An 8,387-nucleotide genomic window follows, 5' to 3' on the forward strand; every position below is an offset into this window, starting at 1 on the left:
AAACGATCCGTGTACCGTTTCTGATGACAAGTTCCCCGTTCTGATCTAAAAAAACAGGAGTGTTTTTGACGTGAATGCCTCTAACTCCGAACCGGTCAAACTATCGTTGATCATCCCCTGTTTCAATGAAGCGGCCACGCTCGCGTCGTGTGTTTATCGGGTGCTGAATATAAGGGAAGCGTGGCTATCCGTGGAAATTATCATCGTTGATGATGCCTCCTGGGACGAAAGCCTTCCCATCGCCAAGGGTCTTGAAAAACAGTACCAGGAAATCGTCGTTCTGACCCACGACGTGAACAAAGGCAAAGGCGCTGCGCTAAGAACAGGCTTCAAACAAGCGACGGGAGATTTTGTTGCCGTGCAGGACGCCGATCTTGAGTATGACCCCATGGAAATAAAAAATCTGTTGGTTCCATTGATCAATGATCAGGCGGATATGGTCATCGGCTCCCGGTTCTATCGTCCGGCGCCCACAGGGTGTTGTATTTCTGGCATTCAGTCGGTAATCGTTTCCTGACATTGATGTCGAATATGTTCACGGACCTTAACCTAACAGACATGGAAACCTGCTACAAAGTGTTTAGACGCCAGATTATCCAATCCGTGGATTTGAAAGAGAACCGTTTCGGCTTCGAGCCAGAAATAATTGCCAAAGTCGCCCAGATGCGCGTGCGCATCTTTGAAATGGGTATTACATATGCCGGCCGAACCTACGCGGAAGGCAAGAAGATCGGTGTTAAAGATGGTCTCCGGGCATTGTACTGCATTCTCAAGTACAATGCCCACAAAGCACCGATACCGATGCAACTCCTGATCTACCTGTTCATCGGTGCATCGGCGGCCATCGTGAATCTGTTGTCATTTCTGGTCTTGTTTCATTCCGGCTTCGGTGCATCGACATCAATTCTGGTCGCATTCGTCATCGCTTCAGTCTTCAATTATCTGTTGTGCATTCTGATCTTGTTCAAACACCAGGCAAAATGGAGCGCCCCACTGGAATGGTTGACTTATGCGCTGGTAGCCATTTGCATCGGTTGGTTCGATTTGTATACGACCCAAAAACTGATAGTCATGGGGTTACCACCAAGCATATCCAAAATGACGTCAATTGCCGCCGCCTTCGTGCTGAACTTTTTGGGCCGAAGATTTTTAGTGTTTCCGGAAAAACGCAGTGGGCCATGGCGTCCTCAGGATGTATGATCGTCGCACCGCATAACCATTTGATTTGCGATGGTATAAAATTTTTGAAGTATTCGTTATTGGAAGGAAGCAAACACGATCCTCTCTTAATATAAGGATACCTGTCATTCCATTCGATACCCATTGCAAAATGATTGATAAAGGCTTTGATGATCCACAAAATATTCTCAAACAAACAAAGGCAAACGTATGATCAGTAAACCCTATCGGCAATATTTTGGTAGAGACTTGGAAGCCATGGGTTCGGCAGAGAATTATCATCATTGGATCATCGATGAATTCAAGCCTTATATCCGAGGTCATGTTGCCGAAGTGGGTGCTGGTAGTGGCAATATATCGGCATTACTGAGGGAGTATGCAGAACGATTAACCGCATTCGAACCTTCGGATAACATGTACCCTTTGCTTTTCAGGCGTTTTTTGCACGACAGCAAAGTATACACCATCCATAATACACTCAATGGTCAACACCAACAATTTACTTGCGCCTTAGACGCTGTAATATATGTCAATGTATTAGAACATATTGAGAATGATGAGAAGGAGCTTTCGCAGATTCATGAAGTATTGAAACCCGGTGGCCACGCATTGATTTTTGTTCCTGCCGTGCCGTTTTTGTTCAGCAATTTTGACAGACAAGTCGGTCACTTCAGGAGATACTTGAAAAAAGATTTGATCAGTCTGTCTGAAAAAATCGGTTTCAAACCAATAAAAGCCAGATACTTCGATTTAGCAGGCATCATTCCGTGGTTCTTTTTTTTTGTCCTTTTAAAACATACAGTTAACAGCAAAAAGGTTAATTATTATGATAAATATATCATACCAATTACCCGTATTTTTGAAAAATCCATAGCCCCTCCAATTGGGAAAAATATTCTTCTTATTATTCAGAAATGATAGACTTTACCAATAAGTTTTCATTGAAAAAAGCTGATTATAACCGACTTATCAACACAACGATGCCTTCGGCCAGCATCAGCACATAGCGATGGACCTTACTCTTAGCCTGACATCCGGTTGCTTGTCCCTGTGTTCATGCAGCCTTTGGATTTCGTCATCATCGAATTTGTATTTGGACACATCCATAAACATCTCCTGATCTTAAGGGCATTGGGTTGCATTATGGATGTATCAAAGATCTAAACGATTGTCCAGTGCATTGATTGTATTGCGAATCTCGATGTAAAAGCATAGACCATGCCAAAAAATACCTCAGTTGGAGTACTATATAAGAAATTGGCTGAACAAAACCGATTCTGAAATGGCTGTAACTCCAATGAGACTGGGATATTGATGTTCGTAAGCACTCCAAAACTACTTGTCATTACATGCTTTTCGCTGTATGAAGTCATGACAAGTGAGGTCAAAATATATGAAAATGGCATCATGAAGCTATTGTGATATAAACCATGAAAGTTGTTATTCTTGCACCACCCACTGACACTGAATACCTGAATACCCAAAGGGTTGTAACCTAAAACGCTCTGGACCGTTGCGGCCTAACGGCCTGGGATAATAATATGTTGGGCATGTTGCCTTATGTGGCAACCAAAAGGTTCTCATGCTTATTGATATGCTTAGATGTTCCAACTCGTACTCCAACATATCGCTATCATTAAAGTTTCTGATAGCTAAATGACTTGATTTCACGATATAGCCATTTGTTTGATGGATATGGAAAATTTAGCACAATCGCAAATGCTTTCCCCTTTTTTCAGCATTGTTGTTCCGACCTTTAATAGTGCCGAATCTCTCATACGATGCATTGACAGCGTACATAACCAATCCTATCCGTTTAAAGAGCTGATCATCATAGATGGCGGGTCAAACGATGGTACAGTCGAAATAATTCAATCTCATCAGCACAAAGTTGACTACTGGGAAACTGGATCTGACTGTGGCATTTATGATGCTTTTAACAAAGGAATTCAACGCTCAAATGGTAATTGGCTCCTGTTTCTTGGGGGCGACGATTTTCTTTGGTCTTCTGAAGTATTGACTTTAATCGCAGCTGAAATAAAGTACGTGGATATCCGAAAAAAATTTGTATACGGCAAAGTCAACCACATCTCTCATGATGGTGTACCGATTAAAACAACTGGCAGTACCTGGAATCCTGAACGATTAATGCACACACAAACTCCGATCGATCATCAGGGTCTTTTCCATCATATATCACTATTTAAGAAATTTGGATTATATAGCTTAAAATACAATGTGGTCTCAGATTATGAATTCCAACTAAGAGTACTCTCTATCGATAAAAATTGTTGCCATTTTTTTCCTATTCATGTAAGCGGCCACCAACATGGCGGTGTTAGCACCTTTCTAAACCGTCGTCTTATAAACTTTATACAAGGTGATAAGATTAGAATTAAATATAAAATCAAGGTTCCATTTTATAGAAGACTAATCAAATACATGGGAGCATTTTTTGGTGGTTTTCGTCGAAAATATATGATGAATCATTCGTTCGCAAAATAGAATATAATATCATTTCTATTAAAACCAAATTAATGAGATAATTTTATGAAAGTTGGGATTATAACCGACTCGATATCTGAACATATATCAGGCGTAGGACGATACTCAAAAAATATTCTTAAAAGTTTTGCCTCATCAGAGCACGAAATTGTTTCCATCGACTGGCGCAATAAAGAAGACCTATTAAAAATATTGGAAGCGGATTTTTCGAACAATGTTGTTGTAGCTAATGTGTTCCCATTTTTTAAAAACTTACTATGGCATTTTTTTTTATTACTGAAATTAAAACGAAGTTATAGGGTATTTGATGTTATTCTTGACTGCTCACAATTTTTGCATATCTTCGGGAAACCTTATCGACCATACATTTATGTTGTTCATGACCTAAGTTTTTTTAAATTTCCTGAATGTCATAGGCGTGGAAAATATTTATTATTTCGTTTTTTTTTTCAAAAAAACTATTGATAAAGCGGATCATATTGTGTGTGTATCTAACTATACACGAAATACATTGTTACATTATTTTCCCAACTATATAGAAAAAACAAGTGTTATCTATGAAGCTGCTGAAGATAGGTTTAAACCGATTTATAACACAAAAAAACTTAATAATATTGCGGATAAATACAACCTTGAAGATAAATTTTTTCTTTTTGTTGGTACAATAGAACCAAGAAAAAACCTTGAGAATGTGTTTCGTGCTTACCATAAATTTAAAAATGAAATTTCTTTTCCTTTATATATAGTTGGAAAAATTGGATGGCGGACAGACAATCTCTTAAAACTACATAAAGAATTGAATTTAGATGGTAAAATCAGAATGCTTGGATACATCCCTGATGCGGACTTGCCGGCCCTTTATAACCTCGCGACTGCATTTGTCTATATCTCTATAGATGAGGGATTCGGCCTACCGCTTTTGGAAGCAATGCAGTGTGGGACTCCGTCCATCGTTAGCAACGCAGGATCACTACCTGAAATTGCAGGAGATGCCGCGCTGATTGTCGATCCGAATTCTGTCGATCATATAGGTAAAGCGCTCCAACGTCTTTCCGTAGACAAACAATTAAAAGATACCTTGATCAAGAAAGGTTTGTTGCGCTCATCCAATTTCAGATGGCAAAAAACTGTCTCTGAACTTTCAATGCTTTTTTTTGAACTGACCCAAAAATATCGGTAGCCCACTGCAAAAAATGAAAATTGCCCTTATAAACGCTGATTTCCCTCCTTCAAGAGGGTCCGGCCAAACAGTTTATGCTGAGAAAATCGCAAGAGGTTTAGCCAAAAATCATCATGTTACTGTTATAACTTCTCATGTACCAGGGTCTGCCAATGAAGAATGGATTGATAATGCCAGAGTAATAAGACTCCAGATTCCTAATTGGGATTCATCAAAATGGCTTTTGTTCGGTAGATACGCTGCCCAATTTTTACATCGACACCGTGCTGACTTTAACTTCGATATAATTCATTTTTTGGACGCCCATGTTGGATACGCATTTAATGATGCCTTTATTGGTACATTACATCAATCATTTCGTCAAAGGTTGAATAGTAATAAAGGGTTTCCATATTCATCATCTATAATCAATCTAGTTCAACGCTACCCATATTATCTATTCTCTCGATACCTTGAGAGAAAGGCGCTTAAAAAAGCCACTGCTTTTATTTCTGTTAGCAAAGCAATACGGAAAGAGTTCATTAATCATTACGAAGTTGAACCTTTCGGTATACGCTGTATACATAATGGAATTGATACTGATTTATTTCAACCAACCACCTTTAATTATTTAACAAAAAAATTTAAATTGGAAAACGTAAAAATAATCCTTTATATTGGCTTCAGTACTCCCCGGAAGGGACTTGAAACATTAGCTCATGCAGTATCGCAATTAAAAGAAAGAAATATCAAGCTGATCATAGTTGGAAAATGGGAGAAGGGCTATCGAAAGAAATTTTATAGCTGCCTTGGTGATTCTAGAGACAAAATTATTGAGGCTGGCTATGTTCCCGATATTGAAATACCGGCATATTATTCTTTGGCTGACGTCTTTGTTCTCCCTTCCTTGCTTGAAGGTTTTGGATTTCCCTTGGTTGAATCAATGGCATGTGAAACTCCAGTAATCAGTACAAATGTCGGTGCTATCCCTGAAATCGTAGACCGCTACGGAATTATTATACCTCCCCATAATTCATCATTATTAGCAGAAAAAATAGATTTTCTTATCAGTAATGATCAAATTAGATATTATTTGGGTAGGCGTTCTCGGACATGGGTGCTAAATAATTTTAGTGAAAATATCATGATTGATAAAACCATATCATACTACCAAGAATTGATTGATGATAAAAAATTGATCTGACGTAATAACTATAGCTCCTATCTATGAACACATTAATTTAATATAATGTTAAAGGTTTTATTTTGAAAGTACTTTATTTTGGTATTTATTCCAAAGGAATCGAATATCCTAGAAATAATAATCTGATTCGTGCGCTTCATCATCATAATGTTAAAGTTGATGAGGTTCACTTTGAAATGGCTGAAACATTTGTTAAAAGGCTGGCTGTCATTAATCATGCGGCTAATTTGCTACGTTTTATCATTGAGATTTTCATCAGTTATATTATATTGGCATTTAAATTCATTCAATGCAAACCAGTTGATGCCATTTTTGTCGGACATCCTGGCTATTTTCATGTACATTTAGCTTGGATACTAAAACGTATTTTCATGAAAAATGCAAAACTCGTATATGACATTTTTATTCCACTCTATGAGGCAACAGTTACAGATAGAGAGTTAATAAAACCGTTTAGCTTTTTCAGTAACTTATTATTCTTATATGAAAAATCATGTTGCAGGATCGCAGATTTAAACCTTATCGATACGAATTCACATGGTACTTATTTAGTAAATACATTTAAAATAGATCCCTCTAAAATAGCTCGTATTTTTGTTGGTCCAACGATTAATGTAAAACCAATAAAATACCAATCGAAAGAAAAAAGAACCTTTAAAGTAGTTTTTGTCGGTACTTTCATTCCACTTCACGGTGTTGATATTATTCTCGAATCTGCTCGAATTCTGCAAGATCGTTCTGATATAAAATTTACCCTTGTTGGTAGAGGTCAGCTGCGCAGTAATATCGAGAAACTTTCCACGAAGTGGCAGCTTAAAAATGTGAATTTCCTAGATTGGATTCCTACTGAGAAATTGGGTTCTTTTATTTTATCTCACGATTTATCCTTGGGTATATTCGGAAGGACATCAAAGACGAAGATGGTTATTCCATCTAAAATATTCGATATTTGCGCATCAGGAGTCCCATTTATTACATCAGATACGCCTGCAATACGTGAGGTTTTTATTCATGGTGAGAATGCGTATTTAATTCCTCTTTCTAACGCACATGCGTTAGCTAATTCGATACTTAAATTAAAAAACGATCCAGTGTTAAGAGAAAAGTTAGCTTCAGGTGCTTTGGATACAGGAAGACGAATGTTTTCAATTCCACAATTAGGCTCCGACATAATAAGTTCAGTAAATAGCATGATCAGATGAATAAAACTATTAATTGTATCAAGGGTAACCCTCCGGCTTTTCCGGGGGACTCCAAAAGTTTGACATTTCCGTGAATGTAAGAAAGCCTCCCGTCGTGTGAACCGCTCAAAGTTCGGCAGACAGGAGGCTTTCATGAGTGATGTATACTTTAGGCGGTTATAATTTGTGATTTAGAAAATGATTGAAAATTTAACGCCAGTAAGGAGTTCAACTCCTTTTTGTAATCGCCGCTCGTCTCAGCAAGGCACTGTAGAATCGACTCAGAGAATGCTTCGAAGTCGGAATAATATTTCGAGTACAGGCATTTTTTCTTTACGAATTTCCACATTCTTTCGATCAGGTTAAGATTGGGAGAGTACGGTGGCAAAGACAATAGCTCAATGTTCAGCAGTTTTGCTGTATTTTGCACAAGCTTACACTTTTGATACCGGGCATTATCAAGAACAATGGAAATCGGGAAATCGTATGTACCGCTGAGCTTAATCAATAGCTGACAAACGCTGTATGAGTTGATGTAACCGGTATTGGTGATCGTAATCATCTCATGGGTGATGGCATCGAGAGCGCCAAGTACATTAAATCGTTTTCTGCCCGATGGCGCTTTGATGAATAGTCTGACAAAACACCAAAGGTAACCCAAAAACGGTGCAAACACGAAATGCGCGGTATCCATAAAGAACAGGTGGCGCTGACCGGCCTTTGCCTGTTCTATTCTTGGTTCAAGGTCTTTTTTTTAAATTCTTCTTGGGCCTCGAGGTCCGCACCCGCAGGGACTGATCCGACTTTGCGGTACTTCATGCCAAGCTTTTTTAGAAATACACCAACTTGGGTCTTGGGGTCTTGCTGCGTCGAATTCCGGTCAGCCTTTCGATTTCAGCAACAGCTTGCGCAATATTGGTAACCGGATTCTCCCGAAAATGCTGTTCAATCTTGGATTTCGCTCTTTGAAAAACGCATATTGGTAATTTCCGAGAAGACGATGCTTCCTGCCAGCATTGCCGAATGCTATGAACTGTCGAATAGGTAATCGTAGGAATAGCAGTGCTTGGGAACCTCGAGAATTGTCAATATATCGCTTTGTAACTGGGTAAGTTCGGAAACAAAGCCATAATTGTTACCATCGGGAAGACGCATTTCC

7 protein-coding genes and 1 pseudogene are annotated in these 8,387 nt (G+C 38.7%); 7 read left to right on the plus strand and 1 reads right to left on the minus strand.

All coding sequences use genetic code 11. The features are described from left to right. Positions 1-160 precede the first annotated feature (160 nt). The 7 genes from JCM12296_RS43730 to JCM12296_RS36060 all read left to right on the plus strand — a co-directional run bounded on the left by JCM12296_RS43730 (position 161) and on the right by JCM12296_RS36060 (position 7,249). Positions 161-517, plus strand: a complete 357-nt coding sequence (locus JCM12296_RS43730) for a glycosyltransferase family 2 protein (protein WP_422698606.1) — start codon at positions 161-163, stop codon at positions 515-517. A 41-nt stretch (positions 518-558) separates the two neighbouring features. After that, complete coding sequence (locus JCM12296_RS43735) at positions 559-1,200, plus strand: GtrA family protein (RefSeq protein WP_246804052.1); 642 nt, start codon at positions 559-561, stop codon at positions 1,198-1,200. Between the two features lie 189 nt (positions 1,201-1,389). Continuing rightward, positions 1,390-2,097 (plus strand): class I SAM-dependent methyltransferase, encoded by a 708-nt coding sequence (locus JCM12296_RS07280; protein ID WP_054691302.1) that lies wholly within the window; start codon positions 1,390-1,392, stop codon positions 2,095-2,097. A gap of 771 nt (positions 2,098-2,868) precedes the next feature. Beyond that, on the plus strand, positions 2,869-3,684 hold the full coding sequence (locus tag JCM12296_RS07285) for a glycosyltransferase family 2 protein (RefSeq protein WP_083455924.1): 816 nt from the start codon (positions 2,869-2,871) through the stop codon (positions 3,682-3,684). 418 nt (positions 3,685-4,102) lie between these two features. Beyond that, positions 4,103-4,864 (plus strand): glycosyltransferase family 4 protein, encoded by a 762-nt coding sequence (locus JCM12296_RS07290; RefSeq protein WP_172683797.1) that lies wholly within the window; start codon positions 4,103-4,105, stop codon positions 4,862-4,864. 13 nt (positions 4,865-4,877) lie between these two features. Further along, complete coding sequence (locus JCM12296_RS07295; RefSeq protein ID WP_083455926.1) at positions 4,878-6,047, plus strand: glycosyltransferase family 4 protein; 1,170 nt, start codon at positions 4,878-4,880, stop codon at positions 6,045-6,047. A 62-nt stretch (positions 6,048-6,109) separates the two neighbouring features. After that, complete coding sequence (locus tag JCM12296_RS36060) at positions 6,110-7,249, plus strand: glycosyltransferase (protein WP_157067435.1); 1,140 nt, start codon at positions 6,110-6,112, stop codon at positions 7,247-7,249. Positions 7,250-7,397: 148 nt separating this feature from the next. On the opposite strand, the pseudogene JCM12296_RS07305 reads toward JCM12296_RS36060, so the two are convergent. Then, a pseudogene (locus JCM12296_RS07305) lies at positions 7,398-8,065 on the minus strand (IS630 family transposase); the annotation flags it as partial. Positions 8,066-8,387 lie beyond the last annotated feature (322 nt).

Origin of the sequence: Desulfosarcina cetonica JCM 12296, assembly GCF_001311845.1 — a bacterium.
GTDB lineage: Bacteria > Desulfobacterota > Desulfobacteria > Desulfobacterales > Desulfosarcinaceae > Desulfosarcina > Desulfosarcina cetonica.